Annotated in this window: 31 protein-coding genes; 15 read left to right on the top strand and 16 right to left on the bottom strand. The window is 63.2% G+C overall.

Annotated features, from left to right (window positions below; genetic code table 11):
- Nucleotides 1-4 precede the first annotated feature (4 nt).
- Nucleotides 5-1,273, bottom strand: a complete 1,269-nt coding sequence (gene tyrS / locus IYX23_RS09775; protein ID WP_196392590.1) for a tyrosine--tRNA ligase — start codon at nt 1,271-1,273, stop codon at nt 5-7.
- A 122-nt stretch (nt 1,274-1,395) separates the two neighbouring features.
- Here tyrS and IYX23_RS20635 point away from each other — a divergent pair, with 122 nt between their 5' ends.
- From IYX23_RS20635 to IYX23_RS09750, 5 genes are all read left to right on the top strand, one after another.
- Entirely contained in the window at nt 1,396-1,635 is a 240-nt protein-coding gene (locus IYX23_RS20635; protein WP_154450938.1) for an AbrB/MazE/SpoVT family DNA-binding domain-containing protein, read from the top strand.
- Nucleotides 1,632-2,024 (top strand): type II toxin-antitoxin system VapC family toxin, encoded by a 393-nt coding sequence (locus IYX23_RS09765; protein ID WP_196392589.1) that lies wholly within the window; start codon nt 1,632-1,634, stop codon nt 2,022-2,024. The genes IYX23_RS20635 and IYX23_RS09765 overlap by 4 nt, the downstream gene beginning before the upstream one ends.
- Before the next feature lie 261 nt (nt 2,025-2,285).
- Complete coding sequence (locus tag IYX23_RS09760) at nt 2,286-3,707, top strand: MBOAT family O-acyltransferase (RefSeq protein WP_196392588.1); 1,422 nt, start codon at nt 2,286-2,288, stop codon at nt 3,705-3,707.
- A gap of 5 nt (nt 3,708-3,712) precedes the next feature.
- A complete protein-coding gene (locus tag IYX23_RS09755; protein ID WP_196392587.1) occupies nt 3,713-5,026 on the top strand; it encodes an alginate O-acetyltransferase in 1,314 nt (437 codons plus the stop codon).
- Nucleotides 5,027-5,254: 228 nt separating this feature from the next.
- The gene (locus tag IYX23_RS09750) at nt 5,255-5,662 is read left to right on the top strand and encodes an SRPBCC family protein (RefSeq protein WP_196392586.1); all 408 of its coding nucleotides are present in this window, start codon (nt 5,255-5,257) and stop codon (nt 5,660-5,662) included.
- Nucleotides 5,663-5,830: 168 nt separating this feature from the next.
- Here the strand turns inward: IYX23_RS09750 and IYX23_RS09745 are convergent, their stop codons facing one another.
- Nucleotides 5,831-6,685, bottom strand: coding sequence for an EcsC family protein (locus IYX23_RS09745; protein ID WP_196392585.1), 855 nt, complete (start codon nt 6,683-6,685; stop codon nt 5,831-5,833).
- A gap of 238 nt (nt 6,686-6,923) precedes the next feature.
- On the opposite strand from IYX23_RS09745, the gene IYX23_RS09740 reads away from it, so the two are divergent.
- Nucleotides 6,924-7,502 (top strand): DUF992 domain-containing protein, encoded by a 579-nt coding sequence (locus IYX23_RS09740; RefSeq protein ID WP_196392584.1) that lies wholly within the window; start codon nt 6,924-6,926, stop codon nt 7,500-7,502.
- A gap of 14 nt (nt 7,503-7,516) precedes the next feature.
- On the opposite strand, the gene IYX23_RS09735 is transcribed toward IYX23_RS09740, so the two are convergent.
- The 9 genes from IYX23_RS09735 to IYX23_RS09695 all read right to left on the bottom strand — a co-directional run bounded on the left by IYX23_RS09735 (nt 7,517) and on the right by IYX23_RS09695 (nt 16,093).
- Complete coding sequence (locus IYX23_RS09735; RefSeq protein WP_196392583.1) at nt 7,517-8,260, bottom strand: SDR family NAD(P)-dependent oxidoreductase; 744 nt, start codon at nt 8,258-8,260, stop codon at nt 7,517-7,519.
- 152 nt (nt 8,261-8,412) lie between these two features.
- Nucleotides 8,413-8,562 carry a type II toxin-antitoxin system RelE/ParE family toxin gene (locus tag IYX23_RS20260; protein ID WP_348643645.1) on the bottom strand — a complete coding sequence of 50 codons (150 nt, stop codon included), beginning with the start codon at nt 8,560-8,562 and terminating at the stop codon, nt 8,413-8,415.
- A 236-nt stretch (nt 8,563-8,798) separates the two neighbouring features.
- Entirely contained in the window at nt 8,799-10,295 is a 1,497-nt protein-coding gene (gene purF, locus IYX23_RS09725; protein ID WP_196392582.1) for an amidophosphoribosyltransferase, read from the bottom strand.
- Nucleotides 10,296-10,393: 98 nt separating this feature from the next.
- Nucleotides 10,394-11,041, bottom strand: a complete 648-nt coding sequence (locus IYX23_RS09720) for a CvpA family protein (protein WP_196392581.1) — start codon at nt 11,039-11,041, stop codon at nt 10,394-10,396.
- A gap of 215 nt (nt 11,042-11,256) precedes the next feature.
- Entirely contained in the window at nt 11,257-12,657 is a 1,401-nt protein-coding gene (gene radA, locus IYX23_RS09715) for a DNA repair protein RadA (protein WP_196392580.1), read from the bottom strand.
- A 64-nt stretch (nt 12,658-12,721) separates the two neighbouring features.
- Nucleotides 12,722-13,021, bottom strand: a complete 300-nt coding sequence (locus IYX23_RS09710; RefSeq protein ID WP_210330544.1) for an integration host factor subunit alpha — start codon at nt 13,019-13,021, stop codon at nt 12,722-12,724.
- A 299-nt stretch (nt 13,022-13,320) separates the two neighbouring features.
- Complete coding sequence (locus IYX23_RS09705; RefSeq protein WP_281431783.1) at nt 13,321-14,298, bottom strand: beta-ketoacyl-ACP synthase III; 978 nt, start codon at nt 14,296-14,298, stop codon at nt 13,321-13,323.
- Between the two features lie 8 nt (nt 14,299-14,306).
- Complete coding sequence (gene plsX / locus IYX23_RS09700; protein WP_196392578.1) at nt 14,307-15,383, bottom strand: phosphate acyltransferase PlsX; 1,077 nt, start codon at nt 15,381-15,383, stop codon at nt 14,307-14,309.
- 152 nt (nt 15,384-15,535) lie between these two features.
- Nucleotides 15,536-16,093: a DUF177 domain-containing protein gene (locus IYX23_RS09695; RefSeq protein WP_196392577.1), complete on the bottom strand. Its 558-nt coding sequence runs from the start codon at nt 16,091-16,093 to the stop codon at nt 15,536-15,538.
- A gap of 179 nt (nt 16,094-16,272) precedes the next feature.
- Here IYX23_RS09695 and IYX23_RS09690 point away from each other — a divergent pair, with 179 nt between their 5' ends.
- Complete coding sequence (locus IYX23_RS09690; RefSeq protein WP_246716616.1) at nt 16,273-16,719, top strand: outer membrane protein assembly factor BamE; 447 nt, start codon at nt 16,273-16,275, stop codon at nt 16,717-16,719.
- A gap of 249 nt (nt 16,720-16,968) precedes the next feature.
- On the top strand, nt 16,969-18,036 hold the full coding sequence (locus IYX23_RS09685) for a transglycosylase SLT domain-containing protein (RefSeq protein WP_196392575.1): 1,068 nt from the start codon (nt 16,969-16,971) through the stop codon (nt 18,034-18,036).
- Nucleotides 18,037-18,090: 54 nt separating this feature from the next.
- Here IYX23_RS09685 and argC read toward each other — a convergent pair whose 3' ends face one another.
- Nucleotides 18,091-19,029 carry an N-acetyl-gamma-glutamyl-phosphate reductase gene (gene argC / locus IYX23_RS09680; protein WP_196392574.1) on the bottom strand — a complete coding sequence of 313 codons (939 nt, stop codon included), beginning with the start codon at nt 19,027-19,029 and terminating at the stop codon, nt 18,091-18,093.
- A gap of 148 nt (nt 19,030-19,177) precedes the next feature.
- On the opposite strand from argC, the gene IYX23_RS09675 reads away from it, so the two are divergent.
- From IYX23_RS09675 to IYX23_RS09650, 6 genes are all read left to right on the top strand, one after another.
- On the top strand, nt 19,178-19,387 hold the full coding sequence (locus IYX23_RS09675; RefSeq protein ID WP_196392573.1) for a DUF1289 domain-containing protein: 210 nt from the start codon (nt 19,178-19,180) through the stop codon (nt 19,385-19,387).
- 76 nt (nt 19,388-19,463) lie between these two features.
- Nucleotides 19,464-19,649: a hypothetical protein gene (locus IYX23_RS09670; protein ID WP_196392572.1), complete on the top strand. Its 186-nt coding sequence runs from the start codon at nt 19,464-19,466 to the stop codon at nt 19,647-19,649.
- An 11-nt stretch (nt 19,650-19,660) separates the two neighbouring features.
- A complete protein-coding gene (locus IYX23_RS09665) occupies nt 19,661-20,125 on the top strand; it encodes a flavodoxin family protein (protein ID WP_210330539.1) in 465 nt (154 codons plus the stop codon).
- A 70-nt stretch (nt 20,126-20,195) separates the two neighbouring features.
- Nucleotides 20,196-21,545 (top strand): peptide MFS transporter, encoded by a 1,350-nt coding sequence (locus IYX23_RS09660; RefSeq protein WP_196392571.1) that lies wholly within the window; start codon nt 20,196-20,198, stop codon nt 21,543-21,545.
- Nucleotides 21,546-21,603: 58 nt separating this feature from the next.
- Nucleotides 21,604-22,899, top strand: coding sequence for an MFS transporter (locus IYX23_RS09655; protein ID WP_196392570.1), 1,296 nt, complete (start codon nt 21,604-21,606; stop codon nt 22,897-22,899).
- 35 nt (nt 22,900-22,934) lie between these two features.
- The gene (locus IYX23_RS09650; protein ID WP_246716615.1) at nt 22,935-23,285 is read left to right on the top strand and encodes a hypothetical protein; all 351 of its coding nucleotides are present in this window, start codon (nt 22,935-22,937) and stop codon (nt 23,283-23,285) included.
- Between the two features lie 61 nt (nt 23,286-23,346).
- Here the strand turns inward: IYX23_RS09650 and rpsI are convergent, their stop codons facing one another.
- Nucleotides 23,347-23,826 carry a 30S ribosomal protein S9 gene (gene rpsI, locus IYX23_RS09645; RefSeq protein WP_018407795.1) on the bottom strand — a complete coding sequence of 160 codons (480 nt, stop codon included), beginning with the start codon at nt 23,824-23,826 and terminating at the stop codon, nt 23,347-23,349.
- A 2-nt stretch (nt 23,827-23,828) separates the two neighbouring features.
- Nucleotides 23,829-24,299, bottom strand: coding sequence for a 50S ribosomal protein L13 (gene rplM, locus IYX23_RS09640; protein ID WP_196392568.1), 471 nt, complete (start codon nt 24,297-24,299; stop codon nt 23,829-23,831).
- Nucleotides 24,300-24,941: 642 nt separating this feature from the next.
- Here rplM and IYX23_RS20505 point away from each other — a divergent pair.
- Nucleotides 24,942-25,067, top strand: a complete 126-nt coding sequence (locus IYX23_RS20505) for a hypothetical protein (protein WP_281431782.1) — start codon at nt 24,942-24,944, stop codon at nt 25,065-25,067.
- 60 nt (nt 25,068-25,127) lie between these two features.
- Here the strand turns inward: IYX23_RS20505 and IYX23_RS09635 are convergent, their stop codons facing one another.
- Both IYX23_RS09635 and IYX23_RS09630 read right to left on the bottom strand, forming a co-directional pair.
- The gene (locus IYX23_RS09635) at nt 25,128-26,495 is read right to left on the bottom strand and encodes an ammonium transporter (protein ID WP_210330538.1); all 1,368 of its coding nucleotides are present in this window, start codon (nt 26,493-26,495) and stop codon (nt 25,128-25,130) included.
- 31 nt (nt 26,496-26,526) lie between these two features.
- Nucleotides 26,527-26,877, bottom strand: a complete 351-nt coding sequence (locus tag IYX23_RS09630) for a P-II family nitrogen regulator (RefSeq protein WP_275548818.1) — start codon at nt 26,875-26,877, stop codon at nt 26,527-26,529.
- Between the last annotated feature and the right edge of the window lie 32 nt (nt 26,878-26,909).

The following is a 26,909-nucleotide window of genomic DNA, read 5'->3' as shown; positions in this document are numbered from 1 at the left end:
GAGCTTACGCACGCTCGAGCAGCACGTGCTTCTTCTTGCCGAGCGAGAGTTTGACGACGCCGTCGCTCGCAAACGCCGCTTCGCCGATGACGGTGCGTTCGTCGGTCACCGGCGCATCATTGACGCGCAGCCCGCCGCCCTTGATCTGGCGTCGCGCTTCGCCGGTCGACGCGACGAGACCGGCTTTGACGAAAGCCGTCAGCACGCCGAGGCCGGCGGCGACTTCCTCAGCCGAAACGGCGACCTTGGGGAGTGACAAAGCGAGCGCGCCTTCTTCGAACGTCGTGCGCGCGGTATCCGCCGCCTCATCCGCCGCCGCGCGGCCGTGAATGAGCGCCGTCGCCTCCGTCGCGAGAGTCTTCTTGGCTTCGTTGATTTCGGCGCCCTGCAGCGCCGCGAGCCGAGCGATCTCTTCCATCGGCAGGAAGGTGAAAAGCCTCAGAAAGCGGGCGACGTCGGCGTCTTCCGTATTGCGCCAATACTGCCAGTAGTCATAGGGCGACAGCATATCGGCGTTGAGCCAGATGGCGCCGGCGGCGGTCTTGCCCATCTTCGCGCCCGAGGACGTCGTGAGCAGCGGCGAGGTGAGCGCGTAGAGTTGCGGGCAGCCCATGCGGCGTCCGAGATCAAGGCCCGTGACGATGTTGCCCCATTGGTCCGAGCCGCCCATCTGCAGCAGCGCGCCGTAACGCCTGTTGATCTCGACGAAGTCGTATGCCTGCAGGCACATGTAGTTGAACTCGATGAAGGAGAGTTCATGCTCGCGTTCGAGACGCAGCTTCACCGAATCCATCGTCAGCATGCGGTTGACGGAGAAATGGCGGCCGACGTCGCGCAGGAAGTCTATGTAGTTTAAACCCGCCAGCCAGTCGGCGTTGTCGAGCATCAGCGCGTCTGTGGCGCCGTCGCCAAAGGTGAGAAAGCGTTCGAAGACGGTCCGGATCGACGCCTTGTTGGCGTCGATCTGCTCGACGGTGAGCAGCTTGCGGCTCTCGTCCTTGCCGGAAGGATCGCCGACGCGAGTCGTGCCGCCGCCCATCAGCGGCAACGGCTTGCCGCCGGCGCGCTGCAGCCAGGCGAGCATCATGATCGGCAGCAGCGACCCGACGTGCAGCGACGGCGCCGTGCAGTCAAAGCCGATATAGGCGGAAAGCGCGCCGGAGCGCGCCTTCTCGTCCAGGCCCTCGAAATCGGAGCATTGATGCACGAAGCCGCGCTCGATTAGCGCGCGCAGGAAGTCGGATTTTGGGGTGAAATCGCTTTGGGAAGTCATGAGGCCGGGTGATAGGCGCAACGCGGCGCCCGCGCAAGCGAGCCCGGCTTGAGAGTTCTGGTTGAAATTAATGGCCCCTTACGATATGTAAGGAGTTCTAACGAGAAGGAGCTTGGCCCCCAATGTCGAAGGCGACCCTAACCAGCAAGGGTCAAATCACTCTGCCCGCCGAAGTACGCCGAGCCTTGCGGGTAGATACTGGCGACAGTCTGGTTTTCGAACAGACAAGCGGCGACGCCTTTCTCGTTCGCGCCGCCTCTGGAGACATACGACGCCTTAAAGGCGTTGTTCCGGCGCCCGCGACGCCAGTCACGCTCGAGGCAATGGAAGCGGCGATCCGAAGCCGGGCCAGCGAAAAGTGATAGCACTCGATACAAACGTGCTCGTTCGCTACCTCGCCCAGGACGACCGCGAGCAAGCCAAAGCCGCGACGCGATTTATCGAAGAGGCGCTGACGGCCGGCGATCCAGGGTTCATTTCGGCGATCGTTCTTTGCGAGATCATTTGGGTGCTCGAAAGCCGCTATGATCTGAAAAGGACGGAGGTTGTTTCGATCATCAAAGCGCTTCTCGATACGCGGCAGATTGTCATCGGCGAGGCAAACGCCGTGCGTGCGGCGCTGAATCATTCCAGCGTCGATCTTGTCGACGCGATCATTCACGAGGTGGGCAGGTCGCGACAGTGTCAAAGGACGGTGACGTTCGACCGCAAATTCGCCCGACTCGCCGGCGTCGAGTTGCTCGGCCGGTGAGCGGTCCGCGGCCCTAATGATGGGCGCGATCCCCCCTCTCCCGCGAAGCGGGGGAGGGTTGGGAGGGGTCGGTGTTTCTTGCTTGTCGGCGAGTTCTTCGATCCGGCGCTTCGCGCCGCGGGAGAAGAGAGCGGGCCGTCGTCACGCCTCGCGATAGCACGTTAGAACCTCCGAGGCCGCTTTCTTGCTCCACTGCTGGGCTTTTGGTAAAAGCCGCAGGCCTCGCGCTCGCGCCAGCGCGCCGAGAAACGCAGGACAATCATGCTTTTCTACGAGCCGCTGTTCCTGTTCCTGTTCGGCCCGGCGGTTTACCTCCTGTATCTCTTCTTTGGAGAAGTCCGCTGGCGGCGGGCCGTCATCTTGCTTGCGGCAAGCGTCGCCTTTTACGCTTGGAGCGAGCCGGTCTTCATCTTCCTTGTCTTCGCGTCAGTCGGGCTCGACCTCTATGTGGCGCAGAAGATCGCGACATCGGCCGCGAGCGACACATCCAAACGCTGGCTGGCGCTCGGCGTCGTCGGCAATCTCGCGATCCTTATCTATTACAAATATACGGGTTTTCTGGCGCTCAATGTCGACGCGCTTTTGAAGGCGTTGACGCTGCCGGGGATCAACATCCCGCAGATCGCGCTGCCGATCGGCGTCAGCTTCATCGTCTTTGAAAAGATCACCTATCTCGTCGACGTCTATCGCGGCGTCACGGCGCCGGCGCGTAGTTCGCTGCTTTATGGGCTTTACGTCTTTTTCTTTCCCAAGCTCCTCGCCGGCCCGATCATCAAATATCACGACATCGCGCGCCAATTCGAGGCGATGCCGCACGCCGACGTCGACGACTTTATCGTGGGCTTTTCCCGCTTCATGCTCGGCGTCGTGAAGAAGCTGCTCTTCGCCGATACGCTTGCTAGCGGCGCGGACCTGATCTTCGCGCATGACGTCAGCTCCCTTGGCTTCGCGGAGGCCTGGGCGGGCGTGCTGTTCTTCACCTTCCAAATCTATTTCGATTTTTCCGGCTATTCCGACATGGCGATCGGGCTGGCGCGCATGTTCGGCTTTCGGCTGCTTGAAAATTTCAACATGCCCTATGTCGCGACAAGCATCACCGATTTCTGGCGACGCTGGCACATTTCTCTCACCAGCTGGATTCGCGAATATTTATATTTCCCGCTCGGCGGCAATCGGCGCGGCGAAGCGCGCACCTACCTCAATCTGTGGATCTGCTTCTTCGCTTCGGGACTCTGGCACGGCGCGGCTTGGACCTATATCGCCTGGGGCGCCTATAATGGCGTGTTCCTCGTGCTTGATCGGCTCTTTCTCGTCAATCGCCTGCAGCGGTTGCCGGACTGGCTCGCAAATGTGATTGCGATGATCATCGTGATCGTCGGCTGGACATTCTTTCGCGCAACCTCTCTGTCGCAGGCCGGCGCGCTGCTCGCGTTGATGGCGACTCCATGGGCGCAAGCCAGCGCGCCTGTCGCCATTCCTCCCGAATATATTGTCGTGGCGCTGGTCGCCGCGGCAATCTGCGTCGCGCAGCGCCTGTCGCTTTACGCCAAGGACTTCGATTGGGGCGTCGCGGCGCAGCGCTTCGCCTTGGCGTCGAACGGCGCGCTGTCCATGCTCTTCCTTGCGGCTTTGGCGAAGGGACTTGCCGATCCCTTCAAGCCGTTCATCTACTTCCGGTTTTGAGTCGCATGAGCGATCTCGCCGAAAAGAAAAAGCCCGCCGCGCGACATGAAGGAGAAAGCGGCGCGGCGTCGCACGCGCCCGCGCGCGCTGAAAGCGTCGCTACACGACGCGCCTTCATGAAGGCGCTCACGCTTGCGCGCCTGCCGATCTCCGGTTGCGCCGGCTTCATCGCCTTCCTCTTCCTCGCCAATCTGTGGAATTTCGCCGTCGAAGGCGATTGGCCGAAGCTGCGTATCCGCAGCGCCTGGCCGCTTTACGGCGTCGCGAAGCCAAAGCCCGCGCCCTGGACGTTCGACGCCTTTCTTTCAGGAGAAACGCAAAAGGCGGTCTCAATCAATCTTGGTCGAATGTCGCCGGTTTTTCCGATCTCGGTGCGCGCGAAAAATCAACTCGTCTTTTCGCTTTTCGGCGGTTCGGCCGCGCCCGGAGTCGTAATCGGGCGTAATGGCCAGCTCTATGAGCAGTTCTACATCGACGAATTTTGCGCACGCGACGGCGCCTTCGATTCCGCGCGGCTCGGCGCGTGGTCTTTGACGCTGCACGAAATTCAGGAGAGCGCGCAGGCGCGCGGCAAGAGCTTCGTCTATCTCATTTCGCCGTCAAAGGCGGCGCGCTACCCGGAAGATCTGCCAAAGTCCGCGGCTTGCGCCCTGCGCGCGACGGCGATGCCCGAAAAGCTTGCGCCTTACCGCGCGGCGCTCGATGAAGCGCATGTCAGCTATGTGGACGGCCCGGCGCTCATTGCGGCGGAAAAGCCCAAACAACCGATACCGCTCTTTCCGCGCGGCGGCACGCATTGGAACAGCGTTGGCGGCGCGCTGGCCATGCGTGAAGCGACACGCGCGCTTCCCGCTTCTCCCGTCGGCGTGCTGGCCTTTGCGTCTGCGCCGGCGCCAGAAGCCCTAGGCACCGACCGCGACCTGCTGGATCTCCTCAATCTCTTATCGCCGGACGCGCATTATCCCACGGCGGCGGTTGGCCGGGCAGGGGAGAAGGGCGATTGCGCCCGCCCGCCGCGGCTGCTCGCGCTCGGCGGCAGCTTTCTGCATGAAGTTTTGGCGGCGGCGACCCTCGCGCCCTGTCCGCCGCAAATCGATTATTGGTTCTATATGCGGACCGAGGACAACAGCGTCGAACTCGGCCATTATCGGCGCGCGCCAGGCGACGCCTCGAACGGCGAACGGCTGCCGGCCACGACAGAGGAACTCGATGAGAACCTCGCGGGCGCTGATTTCATCCTGCTCGAAGAAAATGAATCGAGCATCGCCACGACGAAGCAGGTTGGGCATCTCGCCGAGGCGCTGCGCCGTTTGCCTTAGTGAAGATGCGGAATTAAGTGAATCCGTGCTGCGCGCGCTCTTCAGGATGAGGAAGCCCTTCACCCGATCGCGCTGCCCTCACCTTGACTATCTCCCGCAAGCGGGGAGATATCGGGATGCGCGTTTGAACTATCAACTTGTTTCGCCACGTCGCCAGAAAGCGCGGCTCGCGACATAGCGGACTTCAAGAGTCTAATTCGAGAAAACTATGCCGCAGGATCACGATCAATGAAACTTACTGTCGAAACGCTTGTCCATGCGCCGATCGCCAGGGTCTGGTCTGCCTACACCACATCGGCCGACATCACGAAGTGGAACTTCGCGGTCGACACTTGGCATTGCCCGCGCGCCACAGTCGATCTGCGCGAGGGCGGTGCCTTCTCCTCCCGCATGGAGGCCAAAGACGGCAGCTTTGGTTTCGACTTTGCCGGAACTTACACCAAGATCGTTCGGCACGAGCTGATCGAATATTCCTTCGGAGACCGTAGCGGCGCCGTGGAATTTTTGGAAAGTGCGAATGGCGTAACAGTGCGCAGCACCTTCGATGCAGAAACCGAACACTCAATCGAACAGCAGCGCGAGGGGTGGCAAACAATTTTGAACAACTTCAAGAAACACGTCGAGGCCACGGCTTAACGATAGCGGCGATCTTGCATAGCATAACGCGCCATCATGGAACCTCGCTTTTTTGGCGCGATGCGAACATCCCGGCTGCCAACCAAATGTTTCCGCGTTCCGTCAAAAGGCGAAATTCAAACTAGGCCATTACCCATCTGCAGCGCGATCACGCACGCTCGCCGCGGCTCACGCCGCCTGCGACGGATCATCCCAATAGCCCTCTGAGCGGGCGATTTTGGCGTATTCGGCATGCACCAGGGCAGGAGTGTAGAGCCGCTCCAGTCGGCGCACGACGAAATGGCCGCGCGCGAGACTTTGGAAGTGTTCGGTGAAGGCGACATTGATCGCCGCGCCGCTGATCGCGCCGATCACCGGGATGGCCTGCGCAGCGGTCTTTTGCGACACGACCATGCCGAAGCGCGCCCCGATCGCGCCGATCAGCCGCGCCAGGGCAGGCGCCGCTTCGCTGGAGATCTGATGGACAGTCATAAAACGTGCAGCGTCGGACACGGATTTCGCGAGAAGCGCGCGGAGCGCGAGATAGCCGCCCTCTAGAACGGCGCCTTCGGCGGAGGGGCCGCCCAGCGCAAAAACTTCGAGACAGGCGAGGGCGGCGCCCGGGTGGCGCAGGTCCTCTCCCTCGGCCTGCGCAATTTCCGCGATCGAGCGCAGCATGATCGTCGTCGACACCGGCAATTCGATCGGCAGGCTCGCCAGTCCAACGGCGCCGCCGACGCCTCCCGTCAGCGCCGCCAGACGCCGGTGAATGCGTATGGTGTCCTTCGCCGGCTGCGCGTCGAGGCTCGCCAAGGCTATCTTCATTGCCGCGGCGAGCGCCTTTTGCGTCGCCGAGGCGACCGTCGCCTGCAGTCGCGGCGGCAGCGTCATCGAGCCAAAACTCAGCTGCCGGCCCGCCAATCCGGCAAGCCGCGTTGCAAAACTCTGTCGTTCCAACGCCACGACGGCGGCGCGGAGGGCTTCGACGTCGGACTGGGACAGGCCCTGGTCCACGAGAACGGGAAGCGGATAGGAGTTCGCCACGGAATCCTCGGTTCTTTACACCTTTAGAAATCGGACTCTTCCACGTCCTTTGCAAGCGCGGCAAAGGTGTGGCGAGCAGCGGGCGCGCAAGCTCGCTCGTGCGCCGGCGCACATGATATCAGGCGCCATAGCTTAGAGCTGGAGCGGCGCTGTTGCATTTCCCTGGTCGTCCTGTACTGCAGGGCGTGCTTTGCGGCTCCGCGTCAGACGGGGCGCAGATCAGGAAGAGGAGAACTGAATGCTGAAGTTTGGATTGGGTCGCGCGCTGAGCGGCGTTTTCGCTCTGGCCATGCTGGCGCCGGCGAGCGCCTTTGCGGGCGACCGCGTCGGGATCTTGCAGTGCCGGCTGCTCGGCAACGGCATCAGCGTTCTAGTCGAAAATCAGCAGATGGACTGCATTTATCGCGATAACGCCGAAGGCGCGGCGCCGGCCCACTATGCGGGCGCGCTCACCAAGGTCGGCGCAAATGTGACGATCAATGGCCCTGGCCAACTGTCCTGGGGCGTCGTCGCGGCGACGGACCACCTTGGACCCGGCGCTCTCGCGGGCTCCTATATCGGCCCGGGAGTTTCAGCCAAGCTCGGGGTCGGGGGCGGGGGCGCGGCGCTCGTCGGCGGATCCGACAACATCTTCTCGCTGCAGCCCTTCAACGTTCAGGCCGGCTCTGGCGTGGGGTGGACGGCCGGCGTCGAAAGCCTGACGTTGGCCTATATCCCGCCGCCTCCGCCGCTCGCGCCGCGCCGCGGCCATGTCCATCATCATCACCACGGGCATCAGGGCCACACCCACCATCACACGAGCAATCACCACCACTAAGGGGTGCCCCCCCGTCAGACGGGCGCGGTGAAACTCAGCAGCCGGTCGGTGGGGAAATCGTAAAGCCTCGCGCTCTCGCGCCATTCCGGCGCCAGCAGCGCGAGGCATTTTTTTGCGAATTCTTCAGGCGTCTTGAGAGTCATCGGATCTTCGCCGGGCATCGCCTGAGCGCGCATGCGCGTGCGCAGCGGGCCTGGATTGGCGAGCATGACGGTCACGCCATCGCCGGCGCTCTCAGACGCATAAGTGCGGGCCATCGCCTCGAGCGCCGCCTTCGAGATCGCATAAGGGCCCCAGAACGGCTTCATTGCCTCGCGATGCGCCGCCCCTGAGGTAATGAAGAGAACGCGCCCGCCGCCTGACGTGCGCAGGAGCGGATCAAGGGAACGGATCAGACGCCAGTTTGCGGTGACGTTGACCGCCATGACGCGGTTCCAGTCCTTCGGGTCGACGTGCGCGAGCGGCGATAGAGGTCCGAGAATCCCCGCGTTGCCAATGAAGGCGTCGAGCTTGCCCCAGCGCTCGAACAACGCGGCGCCAAGACGGTCGAGGGCGTCGAAATCGGCGAGGTCGCAAGGAACGAGCGTCGCTTGCCCGCCCTGCGCGCGGATTTCATCGTCGAGTTCTTCCAACGCGCCCTGCGTGCGCGCCAGAGCCACGACATGCGCGCCGTCGCGGGCGAGTTCGAGCGCCAGGGCGCGTCCAATGCCGCGCGAGGCGCCGGTGACAAGTGCGATGTGGTCGGAAGGGAGAGTCATGACAATCTATTCGAATAAGGACGGCCTGAGGCCCTGACGCACATGGATCAGCGCTCGAATGAAGACATAGTCTCCTTCGTCGCAATAGAAAATCAAATGCGACTGGAAACGAAACTGTCGAAGGCGCGGGAGAGTCTCTTCGCGGCTGACTCCTATAGCAGGAAAGTCGCCAGCAGGCCAAATGAGCGTTCTAGTCCCGAGTAGTAGGCTTCGGCCTGATAGGGTCCGAACTTCGCCTCGGTAAAGGTGTAAATGTCTATTAGATCGGCTCGGGCGCGGCGAGAAAGACGGAATTCAGCCACGAAGTTGGTCAGCGCGACAACGAGCTTCCTTTAGAATATCAGCCATGGTCGCCTCTGACGCAGTAGAGCTCTCAGCATCTGCGAGAACTGCGCGGAGTCTCCGCAGTTGTTCGTCTCGCGGCAGCCGGCGCCATTCTTCCACCTCCGCTTCAGTCGGCGTCGCGGAGGGCATGACCGCGGATGCTGTTACTTCACTCGCCATGGCATGGGGATCTCGTTAGCGCGATTGTCATGTATCAGCTTGCCTCCGCCAGCAGCGACAGTTGCGCGCGGTTTTCGCCGACAAGGTCGGTCAGCGACGTGGGATAATCCCCGGTGAAGCAGTGATCGGTGAACTGCGGCCGGATGGGATCGCGGCGTTCGTAGCCCATGGCGCGATAGATGCCATCGACGGACAGGAAGCCCAGCGAGTCGCAGCCGATATATTCGCGCATTTCCTCGAGCGTATGCGTCGCGGCGAGCAGATTCTCCTTCTGCGGCGTGTCGATGCCGTAGTAGTCCGGATTGGTGATCGGCGGCGATGAAATCAGGAAATGCACTTCCGTCGCGCCGGCGTCGCGCATCATCTGCACGATCTTCACCGACGTCGTGCCGCGCACGACGGAATCGTCGATGAGGATCACGCGTTTCCCGGCGACGACGCAGCGGTTGGCGCTGTGTTTCATGCGCACGCCGAAATCGCGGGCGATCTGCGTCGGCTCGATAAAGGTGCGTCCGACATAGTGATTGCGGATAATGCCGAGTTCGAACGGCACGCCGGATTGCTGCGAATAGCCGAGCGCCGCCGGCACCCCGGAGTCCGGCACGGGCACGACGACGTCAGCGTCGATCAGGCGCTCGCGCGCGAGTTCGGCGCCCATCGCCTTGCGCACCTCATAGACTGGACGGCCATGGACGATGGAATCGGGACGGGCGAAATAGATATATTCGAAGATGCAGGGGCGCATCGGCTGCGGCGGAAACGGCCGCAAGCTCTGAATTCCGTCCTCGGAGATAATGACGATCTCGCCATTCATCACGTCGCGCACGAAGCGCGCGCCGATGATGTCGAGCGCGCAAGTCTCCGACGCGAGAATATATTTTCCGTTGAATTCGCCGATGACGAGCGGCCGGATGCCGAGCGGATCGCGCGCGCCGATCAGCTTCTTGTTGGTGAGCGCGACGAGCGAATAGGCGCCTTCGATCGAGCGCAGCGCTTCGATGAAACGGTCGATGAGCAGCGGCCTGCGGCTGCGCGCCACGAGATGAAGGATGACCTCGGTGTCCGAAGTCGACTGGAAGATCGCGCCTTCGCGGATCAGTTCGCGGCGCAGCGTCTGGGCATTGGTGAGGTTGCCGTTGTGGGCGACCGCGAAGCCGCCCGTGTTCAACTCCGCGAACAGCGGCTGCACGTTGCGCAGCATGGTTTCGCCGGTGGTGGCGTAGCGCACATGTCCGATCGCCGCGGCGCCGGGCAGGCGCTTGATCGTGTTTTCTTGGGAAAAGTGATCGCCGACCAGGCCCAATCGGCGCTCGCCATGAAAGCGTCCGCCGTCGAAGCTGACGATGCCGGCCGCCTCCTGGCCGCGATGCTGCAGGGCGTGCAAGCCCAAGGCGGCGATCGCTGCGGCGTCCGGCAGATCGAAAACGCCGAAAACGCCGCAATATTCGCGAAGCCTGTCGCCGTCGAGATCGTCTATCGCGTCAATCTCGCGCGATGAGGATCGCTGAAGATCCTCGGCGGCCTCCGTCATGCTTGGTCCCCCGTGAAACGCCGCCGCTCAGCACTCCCGAGCGCCCGGCGTCGTATTCCCGTCATATGTGCCAGCGGCGGGGCCCATCCGCAAGACCATCATTCAGGCTTGTCGCCCGACTGAGGCGCCGCCTCGGCTGGCGCCTCAGCCGGAGCCTCAGAGCTTGCGTCGGTCGGCGCGGGCTGAATCTTGTCCGGCTCGACGTCGGCCGGCGGCTCCTCATTCGTCGGCGCGCCCTTCTTGGCCTTGATCTTGGCGACGAGGCTGTCGATGTCGTCGGGCAGCATTTCGCGCAGCTTCTCGCCGCCAGCCGTCAGGAAGGGCTTGGCGCGCGCGTCCTTGACCCATTCCGGCTGATTGGTTTCGGGCACGAGCCAGCTGTAAAAGACGAAGGCGACGACGGCGAGCAGGGCGCCGCGAACGGCGCCGAACAGGAAGCCGAGCGTGCGATCGAGCGCGCCGACCTTCGAATCGAGGATGACGTCAGAGAGCTTCACCGTGACGAGAGAAACGGCGATCAGAGCGACGAAAAACACGGAGGCCACGGAAGCCGCGAGTGCGATCTCGTCCTTGCTGACATATGGTTTGATGTAGGGCAGGGCGAGCGGATAAAAGAAATAGGCCGCCGCCGCGGCTGCAACCCAAGACAGGATTGCAAGGACTTCGCGGGTGAAGCCGCGCAACAGAGCGAGCATCCCCGAAATCAGAACGACGGTAATCACAGCCAAATCAAGATATGATGGCATCGCTAGCCCCTTGCTTGTTCGCCCCGAGCTCTGAACGCTTCTGAATGGGCTGTTGGCCGCCTTCCGGGCGGCATCCGCACGACCCTCTCCAGAACCTGTGTCAACTTTGCGCCGCCGCGGGTAGGCAAGCGTCGGTCCGGCAGGCGTCTCGTTTTCGCACTGGCAGCCTTCTAACGCATCTTGAGGCCAGCCGGAAACACTAATGCGCGACCTCTTTAGCCGCGCGCGATCGTTCTTTCGCGCGTCGATATGCGGGCGATGGCGGCGACGAGGCCGCCGACGTCCGCGCAGGGACGGATCGTCACGCCGGAGCCGCGCCCATCATCGGAAATTTGTTGGGATTGCGGGACGACGGCGTGATGGAACCCGAGTTTCCCCGACTCGCGCAGTCGCATGCCGGCGTGAATGACGGGCCGCACGGCGCCGGAGAGCCCGATCTCGCCAAAAAAGCACATGTCAGGCGGCAGGACGGCGCCGGTGAGCGACGAGACGAGCGCGGCGGCCGCTGCAAGATCGGCGGCCGGCTCATGGGCCCGAAATCCACCCGCGACGTTGAGATAGACGTCGTGCATGCCAAGCTTCAGCCCGCCATGCGCTTCGAGAACGGCCAGAATCATGGACAGCCGATTCTGGTCGAAACCGACGACGGCGCGTCGCGGCGTGCCGAGCGAGGTCGGCGCGACGAGCGCCTGGATTTCGATCAGCAGCGGACGCTGCCCCTCCATGCCGGCGACGACCGCGGCGCCCGGCGCGCCAGCGTCGCGGCCGGCAAGAAAAAGCGCCGACGGATTGGCGACTTCGGCGAGGCCGAGGCTGGTCATCTCGAAGACGCCGATTTCGCCTGTCGCGCCAAATCGATTCTTGGAGGCCCGCAGCATGCGGAAATGATGCGCGCCGTCGCCCTCGAAGGACAGGACGGCGTCGACCATGTGTTCGACCACGCGCGGACCTGCAACCTGCCCATCCTTCGTGACATGGCCGACGAGAACGATCGCTGAACCCGTCGTCTTGGCGTGGCGCAGGAGCGCTTGGGCGCTTGCGCGCACCTGCGTCACCGTTCCGGGCGCCGACTCCGCCAAGTTGGTGTGCATCGTCTGAATCGAATCGATGACGATCAACGCCGGGCGGGCGCCTGTCGCGCAGGTGGCGAGAATATCCTCGACCTGAGTTGCGGCGGCCAGCTCCACCGGCGCGTCGGCGAGATTGAGCCTGGTTGCGCGCAGGCGCACCTGGGCGACGGCTTCCTCGCCCGAAATATAGACGACGCGCGCGCCGCGGCGCGCCAGAGTCGCGCAGGCCTGGATCAGCAGAGTGGATTTGCCGATGCCCGGCTCGCCGCCGAGCAGCAGCACCGAGCCAGGCACGAAGCCGCCGCCGGTGACGCGGTCGAATTCGTCGATTCCCGTCGCAATTCTTGGGGCGGCCCGGCCTTCGCCAGCGAGACCCTCGAGTTCGAACACGCGGCCGCGCGCGGCGCGGCGGGAAACGGCGGGCGCGCCGGCCTCCGACTCTTCAACGAGGCTGTTCCACTCGCCGCAGGAGTCGCAGCGGCCTTGCCACCGCGACGCGACGGCGCCGCAATTCTGACAGACGTAGACCGCGCGGCTTTTGGCCATGCATGCTTGGCGCATGGCGCGCCGACGCTTGTCAAGCGGGTAAGCGCGCCCGACGGCGCAAGCGTCACTCGTCGCCGTTGATTCTCGCCCGCATGATGTTGGACGGCTTGAAGGAGACGACCAGCCGCGCCGAAATTTTGGCGCCGGCGCCCGTCTTCGGATTGCGTCCCAGCCGCTCCTTCTTGGAGCGCACCATAAAAGCGCCAAACGAAGAGAGCTTGACGTCTTCGCGCGCGACAAGGCGCTCGAAGATCTCTTCAAGCACCATTTCAACGTATTTCGCGGAGTCCGCGCGCGGCACTCCGACTTTCCGATGGATTGCGTCTGCAAGGTCCGAACGGGTCACGGCGCCCCTCCTTGCCATGCGCTTTTCGGTCGCTTCGCCGTTGGGCTTAGCGGTCGCGTCCCCCTTGGCCATTTTCTGCCCTACAATTCATTAAAAACAACGGTCGTGGGCTGTCCGGAGCGCGCCGGGGGACGACGGAGCGCGATCAGGGGCGGCGCGTTAGCGCCCCGAATCCCGCCCACCGCGGGTATTCGCCACCGGCTATTGTCGGAATTTTTCAGAATTGAATGCAGAAATCAAGCGCAGGTTGTAACCGCGCGTGTAATTTTTCTTTCGAATATTTGCTTACATTGAAATAGTTGTTGTATTACGCCAGCTTACCAGCGTATCAGCGCAGATCCCCAGGTAAAGCCGCCCCCGACAGCTTCCAGCATGACGAGATCGCCCTGTTTGATTCGTCCGTCCGCCGCCGCGACCGCCAAAGCCAGGGGCACCGACGCGGCGGAGGTGTTGCCGTGCAAATGCACGGTGGCGATGATCTTTTGCGGCGCAATCCCAAGCTTTTGCGCCGACATGTCGATGATTCGGCGATTCGCCTGATGCGGCACGAACCAGTCGAGATCCTCGGGGGTCAGTCCCGTTGCGGCGAAAGCGTCCTTGACGACGTCGGTGACTTGGCCCACCGCGAAGCGGAACACCTCTTTTCCCTCCATGCGCAGATGACCGACGGTTTGAGTCGCGGACGGGCCGCCGTCGACATGGAGTTTCGCGCGATGGCGTCCGTCAGAGCGCAGATGAGTCGTCAGCACGCCGCGCTCGTTGGATTCGCCCTGCGACGGTCGCGCCTCGAGCACCATCGCGCCGGCGCCGTCGCCAAACAGCACGCAGGTGGTGCGGTCGGTCCAATCGATGATCCTGGAGAAGGTCTCGGCGCCGATCACAAGCGCGCGCTTGTGCGAACCCGAGCGCAGAAATTTCTCCGCCGTGGCGACGGCGAAAACGAATCCCGAGCATACCGCCTGCAGATCAAACGCGACGCCGTGCGTAATGCCGAGAGCCGCCTGAATCTGCGTCGCTGTTGACGGGAAGGTCCAGTCGGGGGTCGACGTCGCCACGACGATCAGGTCGATGTCGTTCGCCGCAATGCCGGCGTTGGCGAGCGCATCGCGCGCGGCCATTTCCCCGAGCATCGACGTCGTCTCGCCTTCCGCGGCGATATGGCGCTCCTTGATTCCAGTCCGCTGCACAATCCACTCGTCGCTCGTATCGACGAGCTTGGACAGTTCGGCGTTGCTGAGCGTCTTCGCAGGCAAATAGGCGCCCACGCCGAGAACGACGGAACGCAGTTGAGGCATGCTTGTCGTCACTGAGCAGTTTCCCGGGGAGGACTGGTTGAATCGGCGCCGTCCTGCCCCTCGAGGCGGTGCGCCAGCGCGACAGTGTCGCGAATACGATTGAGAAGGTCGCTGCCGGCCATCTCGTGGCCGATCTCGACAGCCCGCGCGAAGCCGACCGAATCGGCGCTGCCGTGGCTCTTGATGACGATTCCTTCGAGCCCGAGGAACACCCCGCCATTTGTCGCCCGCGTGTCCACCTTCGCCCGGAGGTCGCGGAAGGCGCCGCGCGCCAGAAGATAGCCGAGCTTGGCGAGCAGCGAGCCGCTCATCGCCTGTTTGAGATAGACGCCGACCTGCGCCGCGGTTCCCTCGGCGGTCTTAAGGGCGATGTTTCCGGTAAAGCCTTCGGTGACCACAACATCGACGACGCCTTTGCCGATGCCGTCGCCTTCCATGAAGCCCCGATAATCGAAGCCGGGCAGGTTGAGGTCGCGCAGCAGGGTCGATGCGGCCTTAACTTCCTCGATGCCTTTGATTTCTTCGGTGCCGACGTTGAGCAGGCCGACGGTGGGACGCTCAAGACCCAGGATGACCCGCGCCATCGCCGCGCCCATGATCGCAAGATCGACGAGGTGGCTGGCGTTGGCGCCCATGGAGGCGCCGACGTCGAGCACGACCGACTGCCCCCTTAGCGTCGGCCAAAGGCAGGCGAGCGCGGGACGATCGACGCGCGCCATCGTGTGGAGACATATTTTCGCCATGGCCATGAGCGCGCCGGTGTTGCCGGCGGAGACGGCCACATCCGCGTCGCCCTTTTTGACCGCTTCAATCGCGAGCCACATCGACGAGACCCGCCGCCCGTAGCGCAGCGCCTGGCTCGGCTTGTCGTCCATGCGGATCGACACCGAAGAGTGGCGCACGTCGGCGCATTCGGCGAGGCGCGGATGGCGCTGAAGCTGCGCGCGGATCGCCGGCTCGTCGCCGATCAACAGAAAGCGGCTCTCGGGACGCCGTTCGAGCGCGTTGGCGGCGCCCGCGATGGTCACCTTCGGACCAAAATCGCCGCCCATCGCGTCGAGCGCGATCCGAATAGTTTGCGGCATTTAACCCGTTTCTCCCGACTGCGCGCCTGGATTCGCCGCCTTAACTCATGGCCGGCCTTTGTGACGCGTCCGAGAAGCGCGTGCGCGCTCCCGCCCTTGCGGGCGACTTGCCATTTGCTGGCCATAGGCGCAAGTGCCTATTCTGTCTCGCCTCAAGCCTCGCGGCGTGGTTTGAGCCGTCCGAGGGTGGCGAAAGGCGACGTCGGCTGAGCTCCCTCGCCAGGTTGCGGTTCGACGAAATTCGCCCCTGGCTTGCGTGGATAGGGATCAAGCGCCAGCGTGAAAAACTCGGAAACGACGGCGCCGAGATCGACGACGCCGCCGATCAACGGGTCAGGCGGATCCTCATCGAGCGTAATTTCGGTCGACTCTTCGTATCGCCTTGGGCTGCGCCGCGCCTCGTCCCGCGGCGGCGCAAAGCGCATCTGAATGGGTTCGACAAGCTCCGAGTCGAACTCCTCGAGCGTCGTGACGCAGATTTGCCGAAGCCTCGCGCGCAGCTCGCCCTCGATCTCCAATCCGTCGCCGCGCCGTTGCCGCGCCCGCAGTTCCGCATGGAGCGAATGGACAGCGGGCAGGGCGTTGTGCCGCGCCAGCGCGGCGCATTCGACCGGCGTCGCTCGGATGTCGACGTCGAGACCTTCGGGGGGCACTTCAGAGACGGCGAGACGGCGCGAGAGGGGCGGATGCGAGTCGAAAGTGTCGTTCATGGCGTCGTCTCCAAGGCGCGCGCGTTCAATAATCAGATATGTGCGTTGGCGCACGGACGCCAGCGCCGCGCAGCGCGAGAACAGCCGTCTTGCTTTCGCTGCGTTCGAAGATTACGGATTTGGCGAAAGACGATCGACCGAGCGCGGGCGCGCTGCGGCGGATGATTTCGGAGATATACATGGCGCAGGCCTTGCGCGTCTTTTCTCGGTTGGCGACTGTTGCCGGCCTCGCGGTTTCGCTTGCAGGTTGTCTCGGGTACGAGGGCGTCGTCAACCGCGGCGCCGTGCTCGATTCGCGCAGCACCGGGCAGATCAAGCCTGGCATGCCGGCGCAGCAGGTGATGGCGACCCTTGGCACACCGTCGACAACGTCGACGGTCGGCGGCGACGCTTGGTATTACGTCAGTCAACGTATCGAGCGCCAGTTCGCCTTCATGCCTCAGAATATTACCGATCAGCGCGTCTACGCGGTTTACTTCGACAAGTCGAAGAAAGTTCAGCGCGTAGCCGATTACGGCATGGAAGACGGCAAGCCGATCGACTTCATCACCCGCACGACGCCGACCGCCGGCCCCGAATATCATCTGCTCCAGGGCATGCTGTCCAAGGTGTCGAATCTCTTTTAGAGACACGCGCCTCTCGTTTCGAGACGCCGCCGCAGCGAGGTCGAGCCTCGACTAGTGGCGTCATTGTGGCGACAGCGACGCGCCTGCCTGCATAACCTATTGCAATAATTCATTTTTCAGCTGCCGCGCGCCTGTGGCGCGGCCCTAATTATGGCGCGAGCATGGCTGGGACCGCCGATCTTTCGCCCCGCATCGCAGGTAACCTTCTGTTTACGCAAACTTTGCGTAATTGTGGAGAAACCGCGAAGCATGACCGTCACGGTGACGAACGCCCCGCCGCCTTCCAAGGACGAGAAGGCCGCGTCGCCTCGCTCAGGCCGGCAGTCCAAGGCCTCGCCCCAGGCGACCCTGCCGGGCTTACTGCTTGATCAATCCTGTTCTCCGTTGTTGCGCGCGCTTTGCGTCGCGACCCTGCTTTCGGTGCTGGCGGTCCTGGCCATGACCGCCGAGCGCGACGAGACTCGTCGTCCGGAGCGGACCGCGCGCGCTGCACGCGCCCGCGTCGCCGCATCTCCGCTGACGGCGCTGACGCAATTCGCCGATGACGATACGGCGCTCGACTCGGACTTCTCATTGGAGCAGGCGGCGCTCACCTGGTCGCATCGGGTGGGGAGTGACGACGCCTTCGATACGCCGGGCGTGATGCGGTTCGGGTCCATCAAGGTGCAGCAGTCGATCGTCGAGCGCGTCGTCAAGGCCGCGCAGACGACCGAAATGGACCCGGCGCTGCTCATGGCGATCGCCGATAAGGAGTCGAACTTCTCCTCGACCGCGAAGGCGCGGACATCTTCCGCCAGCGGGCTCTTCCAATTCGTCGAGAAGACCTGGCTTAAGGCGATGAAAACCTTCGGCTGGCGCCATGGGCACGGCGAGACGGCGGCGGTGATCGCGAGCGACGATTCGGCGCGCGTCAGCGGGCAGAAGCGGGCGCAAATCTTGGGCTTGCGCAACGATCCCTATCTTTCCGCGGTTCTCGCCGCCGAAATGCTAAAGAAGGACAGCGCCAGGATCGCCGAGAAAATCGGCCGTCCTCTGACCCGCGGCGAAACATACCTCATCCACTTCCTGGGACCGGACGACGCCGAGCGCTTCATGCGGACCATGGACGAGGCGCCGCAGACGTCGGCGGCGTCGCTGCTACCGAGGCCGGCGCGGGCCAACAAGCCGATCTTCTACGAGCAGCAGGGCCGTCGACTCAAGGTTCGCTCGGTCCAGGAGGTGCATGAAGCCTTCGAGACGATGATGGACAAGCGCACCAGCCGCTATGAGGACGTCGCCGCGAAATTGCCGGGAGGCGCGACCGCCTATACTGAATAGGCGCGCCCAAGATAGGCGCGCCCAAGATATGCGTTCCCAAGCGTCGCCGCCGGTCTAGGCTGACACGACGGCGGTCTTCCCCATCATCAGGTCGAGATTTTGCACCGCCGCGCCCGCCGCGCCCTTGCCGAGATTATCGAGCCGGGCGACGAGGAGGGCGTGGCGGCGCGCCTCATTGCCGATGACGAAGACCTCCATATCGTCGGCGCCATTCAGCGCCAGCGGGTTGAGCTTGCCGCTTGTCGGCGCGGCCGCCAGCCGAACATGTTTCGCCTCGGCGTAGTGACCCGCATAGGCGCCTTCAAAATCTTCGGCTTTGGGCTTACCGGGCAACGCGTCGAGCGCGAGCGGTATCGAGACCAGCATGCCCTGCCTGAAATTGCCGACCGAGGGCACAAAAAGCGGCCGCTCGGAAAGCTTCGAATAGGCCATGATTTCCGGCACATGTTTGTGCTCGAGCCCGAGCGCGTAGAGCTCGAACGCCGGCGCTTCGCCGAGCTCATAGGATTCGATCATCTGCCGTCCGCCGCCCGAATAGCCCGAGATGGCGTTGATCGTCAGCGGCTGGTCCGACCGGATGAGCCCGGCGTCGACGAGCGGACGAAGGAGCGCGATCGCGCCGGTGGCGTAGCAGCCGACGTTGGCGACGCGGCGCGCGCGGGCGATCGCCGCCGCCTGTCCCTTGCAAAGCTCGGCGAAACCGTAGACCCAACCCTCCGCCACGCGATGGGCGGTGGAGGCGTCGAGCAATCTCGGGCTCTCATCGCCGAGCGCGTCGCAGAGCGCGACGGTTTCTTTGGCCGCGTCGTCCGGCAGACACAAAATCGCGATGTCGACGGAAGCGAGAATGTCGCGCTTGGCGGCGACGTCTTTACGCGTCTCCTGTGGGAGCGAGACGAGCGAAATGTCCGCGCGTCCGGCGAGCCGTTCGCGAATTTCGAGCCCGGTGGTGCCAGCGTCGCCGTCGATGAAGATCTTCGTTATCGTCGTCATGGCCCGCATCTAATCGATTTGGCGACGGAGAAAAAGGATCGTCGCGAGAACCGTCCGGCGTTTTTGACGCGCACGGCGCGTCATCCTATAGCGCGGCGGGACGCATCCGCCGCAATCGCGGAGGCGCGCAGTCATAAAGTGGAGCCCGATGGTCGACAGTCCGTGCGTAAAGATCTGCGAACTCGATCAGGACGGCGTTTGCGTCGGCTGCGGCCGCACGCGCGCCGAGATTGCCGGCTGGATATCGATGTCCGACGCGCAAAGAGCCCAGGTCGTTGAACTGGCGGAAAAGCGCAAACGCTCGATGAGCGTCAGCGACAAAGGCAAACCCGAACCTCTGATAGCGTCGAGCGAATAGTGGTGACGGCGACATCGAGCGCTCTATATTGATTAATGAGTTTTGAGTTTTGACCGCCTCCTTGAGAGGAAAGATCATGGCGAAGCAGGTAACTGAAACAGACGGCGGGCTGAGAGCGTTCGCGCTGCGATTATTGGATTCGGTCTACAACGTCTCGGTCTATTCGGTGATCGGATACAGCGCGCTGTTGGGTGTGCTCGCGGTCATCGGCCTGGCGATCTTCATGAAAATTATTTACGTGCCAGAATTTCATCCCTGGTAGCCGCGCCCATTTTGCCAAAGCGGCTACTCATCGTCGCGCATGCGCCGTCGCGGAATACCGAGCGGCTGCGGGACGCGGTCGCCGCCGGCGCGCGGGCGCCCGAGATCGAGGGCGTCGAGGTCGAGACGCTCAGCCCTTTCGCGGCGACGCCCGAGCATGTTCTCGCCGCCCAGGCGGTCATTCTCGGAACCACCGAAAATCTCGGCTACATGAGCGGCGCGCTCAAGGACTTCTTCGATCGTTGCTACTATCCTTTGTTGGAGCGCACCCAGGGCCTGCCTTACGCGCTCTACATTCGCGCCGGCCACGATGGAACAGGAACGCGGCGCGGCGTCACGACGATCGTGACCGGCCTGCGCTGGCGCGCGGTTCGCGAGCCGCTCATTTGCCGAGGCGAATGGCGGGAAGACTTCGTCGATGAATGCCGCGAACTAGGGATGCTCGTCGCGGCAGGCCTCGACGTCGGGGCCATTTGAGCCGATCAAGCCATCGTCTATAGCAACCGCACGGGCCGCAGGCCGGCGCGACGATGGTCCGGCAGGGCGAATGCAGCGAAGCGACGATTTTCTCGGCCATCCGCGCGGGCTCGGTTTTCTCTTCGCTTCCGAAATGTGGGAGCGGTTTTCCTATTACGGAATGCGGGCGCTTCTCGTCCTCTACATGGTTGACTACCTGCTGACGCCGGAGCGCATGGACGCGGCGCTCGGCCTAGACGCCTTGAAGCGCGGGCTCGAGACGATTTCCGGTCCGCTCGGCCCGCAGCCTTTCGCCTCGCAAATCTACGGGCTCTACACGGGCCTCGTTTATCTCGCGCCGATTCTGGGCGGGGCGATCGCCGATCGTTGGTTAGGGCGCGCGCGCACGATCGTCATCGGCGCGGCGTTGATGGCCATCGGCCATTTCATGATGGCGTACGATCGTCTGTTTCTGATCGCGCTGCTTTGCATCGCGTTGGGCTGCGGCGGCTTCAAGCCGAACATCTCCGTCCAGGTCGGAGAACTTTATGCGCCGACGGACGTCCGTCGCGACCGCGCCTATTCGATCTTCTACGTCGGCATCAATATCGGCGCGTTCTTCGCGCCGCTGGTTTGCGGAACGATCGGGGAGACGATCGGCTGGCATTATGGCTTCGCCTGCGCGGGCGTCGGCATGGCGATCGGCCTCGTGACGTATGTGATGGGTCTTCCCAGCCTGCCGCCCGAGCCGATACACGGCCAATGGCGCGCCCCGACCGCGCAGGCGCGCGCGCAGTTTCGTCGATCGTTCGCAATCCTGATGCTGCTCTTTGCGCCTTCCGCGCTGTTCTGGGCGGCCTTCGAGCAGCAGGGCAACACGATCGCGCTGTGGGCGGCGCAGTCCACCGACCGCAGCGTTGATGTTTTCGGATGGCGCGCCGAAATTCCGGTGACATGGTTTCAGGCCTTCAATCCGCTGATGATCTTTCTCTTCACGCCGCCGCTCGTCTCCTTTTGGAGCCGGCTTTCTCGGGCTGGGCGCGAGCCCTCGACAATCAGTAAAATGTCGCTTGGCTGTCTCGGCGTCGCTGTGAGCTACGGCGTCATGGCGCTTGCGGCATGGACAAGCGACGGCGGCGCGGCGAGCTGGCTTTGGCTCCTCGCCTTTTTTGCCGTCATCACCGTCTCGGAGCTGCATTTCTCGCCGATAGCCCTGTCGCTCGTGTCGCATGTCGCGCCGGAAGGATCGCGCTCGGCGCTGATGGGCGTGTGGTTCACATCGATGTTTCTCGGCAATCTCCTGGCGGGACGGCTCGGCAGTTTGTGGTCGAGCGTCGCCAGCGTGTATTTCTTCCTGCTGATGGGCGCGCTCGGCGTCGTCGGCGCGCTGATCGTCGAGGCTGCGCGGCGACCGCTCGGCGTCCTCCTCACTTCCCGCTAGCGCCCGTGGCGTGCGACTGCGAAGGCAAGACGCGACGCGCGGACAATCGAGAATTTGCATGCATGTGCGCCAAAACTTCCCCCAAGTGAGAGCGCCAGCGCCCAAACAGATCGCGGCCGCCGTGATTGGGAATGCGCTGGAATGGTACGATTTCGTCGTCTACGGCTTTTTTGCTTCGGTTCTGGCGCAGGCGTTCTTTCCAAGCCGAGACGAGACGGCCTCGCTCTTGCTGGCGCTCGCGACCTTTGGCGCGGGCTTCTGCACGCGCCCGCTCGGCGGCCTCTTCTTCGGATTTTACGCGGATCGGAAAGGAAGAAAGGCGGCGCTGCAACTCATCATGTTCGTGATGACCGCGGCGATCGCCATCATCGCCTTCGCCCCGACCTATGCGACGATCGGCCTCTTCGCCCCCGTGCTCATCGTGATAGGCCGATTGCTGCAGGGCTTTGCGACCGGCGGAGAATTCGCGAGTTCTACCGCATTTCTGATCGAAGTCGCGCCCGCCGGTCGGCGCGGAGTCTATGGCTCTCTGCAGATGGTCGGGCAGGGGCTGTCGATCCTGCTCGGGACGCTCGCCGGCATGCTCGTCGCGGGCGTCTTTTCGGTTGAAGCGTTGCACGACTGGGCCTGGCGGCTTCCCTTTTTCGCCGGCCTGCTGATCGGCCCGGTCGGGCTTTATGTCAGACGTCATCTCGACGAAACGCCAGCCTTCAAAGCGTCGTCGCAGGAAGAAGGCGTCGCGCGCGCTTTTCTCGACCTCGTTCGGCGGCGGGGCGATCGACTTCTCGCCTGTTTCGCCGCCACGATTGGTGCGACAATCTCCTTTTACGTGATCCTCGTCTACATGCCGACCTACGGAAAGACCGAGATGGGACTGAGCCTCGCGCAGTCCTTTATCGCCCAGGCGCCGGGTCTTCTGTTGCTGATCGTGCTGACCCCGTTGATCGGCGCTCTCTCCGACGCCATCGGCAGGCGGCCCTTGCTCCTCGCGTCGTATGGGATGCTTCTCCTTTGCGTCTATCCGCTGTTCGTCTGGCTGCAGGCCGAGCGCACGCTGTTGGCGCTTGCAGCGGCGCAGACGGCCTTCTGCGTCATTCTCTCGGGCCTCTTTGGCGCGCTCTCGACGGCGCTCGCCGAGCAGTTTCCGACGCATGTCCGCACCGTGGGACTCGCAATCGCCTATAATGTCGCGGTGATGATCTTCGGCGGCTTCGCGCCCTTCATCGTCGCCTGGCTGATCGACTATCTCGCGACGCCGATCGCGCCGGCCTTCTATTTAATCTTCGGGGCGGTCATCGGACTGATGGGCGTCGCGGGTCTACACGAGCGGCGACATGCGCCGGGACTCGAATAGGCCCGGACCCGGGCGTCATGCGAGCGGAGGATTTGATGAAGAGAATTGCTGTTTGGATCGCGTCTTTCATCATGACGCAGCAGCTCCTGCTCGCGGAGGCGATCGCCAGACCGGCGAGATGCGTCGTCAATGGCGCCGGCGCAGCGCCATATAATGGGAAATGCGAATTTTCGCCTGAAATGGGCGGCAGCTTTTCGATAAAGCCAGTTGGAAAAAGCGCCTTCGATGGCGCGACGGTGATCAGCGTTTCCGTCACTTTGCCGGGAGTGGCGGAAGTGCAAGGACTGACCCCTGATGGGATCAACTCACGTTGGGGAGAAGCGCAGCGCTCCAAGGCGGACCCCGCCTGCTGGGTCGGAAGCGACTTCAAGATCTGCGTCTACTGACCAAAACAAAAGCGGCGCCGAAGCGCCGCTCTGCAGATGCTTGCCTTGAAGACCCCGAAGCTTAGCGCTTCGAAAACTGGAAGCTGCGGCGGGCTTTCCGCTTGCCGTATTTCTTGCGCTCGACCACGCGGGAGTCGCGCGTCAGGAAGCCTTCCTTCTTGAGCGCGGGACGCAGGTCCGGCTCGTAAGCGGTCAGCGCCTTGGCGAGGCCGTGGCGCACCGCGCCGGCCTGACCCGAAAGTCCGCCGCCGGCGACCGTGACGACGATGTCATATTGACCCGCGCGCTTGGTGACGCCGAAGGGCTGAGCCAGAATCATGCGCAGCACCGGACGGGCGAAATAGACTTCGACATCGCGGCCGTTGACGGTGATCTTGCCGGGGCCCGGCTTGATCCAGACGCGCGCGACGGCGTTTTTGCGCTTGCCGGTCGCGTAGGCGCGGCCCTGCTTGTCGAGCTTTTGCACATAGCGCGGCGACTCGGGCGCCGTGGCGACGCTCCCCTGAAGATCGGAAAGCGAGGAAAGAGTGGACTCGGCCATGATCAGGCGCTCCGGCTATTCTTGACGTTCAGGGCGGCGATGTCGAGCGTCTGTGGGCTCTGCGCCTCGTGCGGATGTTCCGCGCCCTTATAGACGCGCAGATTGCCGAACTGCTTGCGGCCCAAGGGGCCTCGCGGCAGCATGCGCTGCACGGCCTTCTCCAGGACGCGCTCCGGGAAGCGCCCGTCGAGAAGGAACTTCGCCGAGCGTTCCTTGATGCCGCCGGGAAAGCCCGTGTGGTGGTGATAGACCTTCTGGTCGCGCTTGCGGCCGGTCAGCACCACCTTTTCGGCGTTGATGACGATGATGTTGTCGCCGTCGTCCATATGCGGCGTGAACGTCGCCTTGTGCTTGCCGCGCAGACGCAGCGCGATGATGGAGGCGAGGCGGCCGACGATGAGCCCGGAGGCGTCGATCAGCACCCACTTCTTTTCGATGTCGGCGGGTTTCGCCGAATAGGTGTTGCCAAACATGAGATGGGATTTCCGTGTGAACGGTGTGTTCGGAGGCCGTTGGATAGGGGATGGGCGAGGGGAGGTCAAGCAGTTTTTGGGCTGCCGAAGTTGCGGGAAGCTTTATAAACTCGCATGTAGCGCGTCGTGGTAAAATAATACCGTATACGTGCGTTCGCGGCGCAGGCTTCTCGTTCGCCTAAGAAAAGAGCTGGCGCAGGGTTTCATCGAAAAGCAGGTTGCGGAGCGCGCGGGCTTAGAAATCTAGGCAAATTCAACTACCATCCGTCATGGCCGGGCTTGTCCCGGCCATCCACGCCTTGCAAATGCAGCCCATGCGGGCGGGTGAGTTTACACCATGACGAATAGTCCGAACGGCACGCTCTACACCGGCGTCTGAGCGAGAGGGCCGGATCGAGGGATTCAAAAAGATACGGATTACAGCTAAAGTTTTTTTACGAGCCCTATGAGGACATTCGCGACACTAACGTGAGCGGAACATGAAGCATTGAAAGCGGGCTTGGAAAGTGCGGCTGATGCTCGACATGAACCCCATTCGGAGGACTCTATGAGAGACCCGCATAAGCTCCACGGCGTGGATGGCCGGGACAAGCCCGGCCATACGAGCCGACCGAGAATGGCGCGTTTGCCGAGGCGTCGGTTTTGACGACGACGAGTGTCGATGATGTCGTCGGGATGCTTTGCTATGATGGCCTCGCCAAGACCATCGAAGAAATGGATGCGAGCGTTTTGGCGGAAGCAGTTCGACGCGAGCAGTTCGGCGAATAGCGAGAATGGCCGGGACAGGCCCGGCCATGACGCATAGGAGACCTGCGTTCCAGCGGTTCGCTACTGATGCAGCGCTTCGCCGTGCAGCGCGATGTCGAGGCCCTCGCGTTCGTCGTCGTACGTCACGCGAAGCGGCGTGATCATCGAGACAATTTTCAGCGTCGCTAAAGTGCCGATCACGCCCCAGACGATCGTGACGAGGACGCCGATCGCCTGCACGTAAAGCTGATGCGGATCGCCTTCCAACAGGCCCGCGACGCCCGGATCGCCTTCCGAAGCCGTGATCGCGCGCGTGGCGAAGACTCCGGCGAGCAGCGTGCCCATGATGCCGCCGACGCCATGCACGCCGAAAACGTCGAGCGTGTCGTCGTAGCGGAATTTATATTTCGCGACGGTGCAGAACCAGTAGCAGACGCCGCCGGCGATCATTCCGATGACGACGCCGTGCCAAGGCAGGACATAGCCCGAGGCCGGCGTGATCGTGCCCAGGCCGGCGACGGCTCCCGAAATGACGCCGAGAACCGACGGTTTGCCGCGCTGGAGCCACTCCAGCCCGCTCCACACCAGCGCGCCGGCGCAGGCGGCAAGATGCGTCGCCACAATGGCGAAGACCGCGCGGGAATTGGCGGCGAGCGCCGAGCCGCCGTTGAAGCCGAACCAGCCGACCCAGAGCAGCCCCGTCCCGACGACCGCCAGCGAGAGATCGAAGGGCGAGAGATTTTCGCGCCCGAACCCGACGCGGCTTCCGAGCACGAGCGCGCAGACGAGGCCGGCGACTCCGGCGTTGATGTGCACGACCGTCCCGCCGGCGAAATCGAGGAGGCCCATCTTCTGCAGAAATCCGCCGCCCCAGACCCAGTGCGCGGAAGGCACATAGACGATGAACAGCCACAGCGCGCAAAACAGCATGAAGGCGGAGAACTTCATGCGTTCGGCGACGGAGCCGGCGACCAGCGCGCAGGTGATCACCGCGAAGGTCATCTCATAGAGCATGTACAGGATTTCAGGGATCGTCTTGGCGGATGGGTTCACCGTGTCGAGCCCGATGCCGGCGAGAAGCGACCGCGACGCGTCGCCGATAAAGGCGCCCTCGCCGCTGAAGGCGAGGCTGTAGGCGACGCCGATCCACAGCAGCGAGACGAGGGCGGTGGCGATGAGGCTCTGCGCCATGGTGGCGAGCACATTCTTTTTGCGCACCATGCCGCTGTAAAAGAGCGCGAGCCCCGGCAGCGTCATCATCAGCACCAGTGCGGTGGCGGCGATCATGAAGGCGGTGTCGGCGCCGTCGATCTTGCCCCCGCCGTCCTGCGCGAGGGCTGGGCCGGCCACAAGGGTTGCGCCAAGCGCCGCGCCAAAACGATCCCACCGGACTCGCGGAATCCTCGAGCCGACGAATGTTATAGCCGCGCGCGCAAACGAGCTCTGCATCGTGAATCCTGATTGATGATGGGGAAGGCGCTTAGAGCGCGTCGGAATCGGTCTCGCCGGTGCGAATGCGCATGGCGCGCTCCAGCGGCGAGACGAAAATTTTTCCGTCGCCGATATGGCCGGTATAGGCGGCGAGTCTGATCGCCTCGATGGCGCGATCGACGAGCGCTTCAGGGAGCGCGATGTCGATCTTAACCTTGGGCAGGAACGCGACGATATATTCGGCGCCGCGATAGATTTCGGCATGGCCCTTCTGTCGGCCATAGCCTTTCACCTCGGTCGCGGTCATTCCGTGCACGCCGATTTCCGTCAGCGCCTCGCGCACCTCGTCGAGCTTGAAGGGTTTGATAATCGCCGTGATGATCTTCATTTGCGCAGACATGCCCTCATGGATGGCGGATTGAACATTGTCTC

The organism is Methylocystis sp. L43 (assembly GCF_015709525.1).
GTDB lineage: Bacteria > Pseudomonadota > Alphaproteobacteria > Rhizobiales > Beijerinckiaceae > Methylocystis.
The sequence above is the reverse complement of the archived record's forward strand: the minus strand, read 5'-3'. Positions and strand labels throughout refer to the sequence as shown.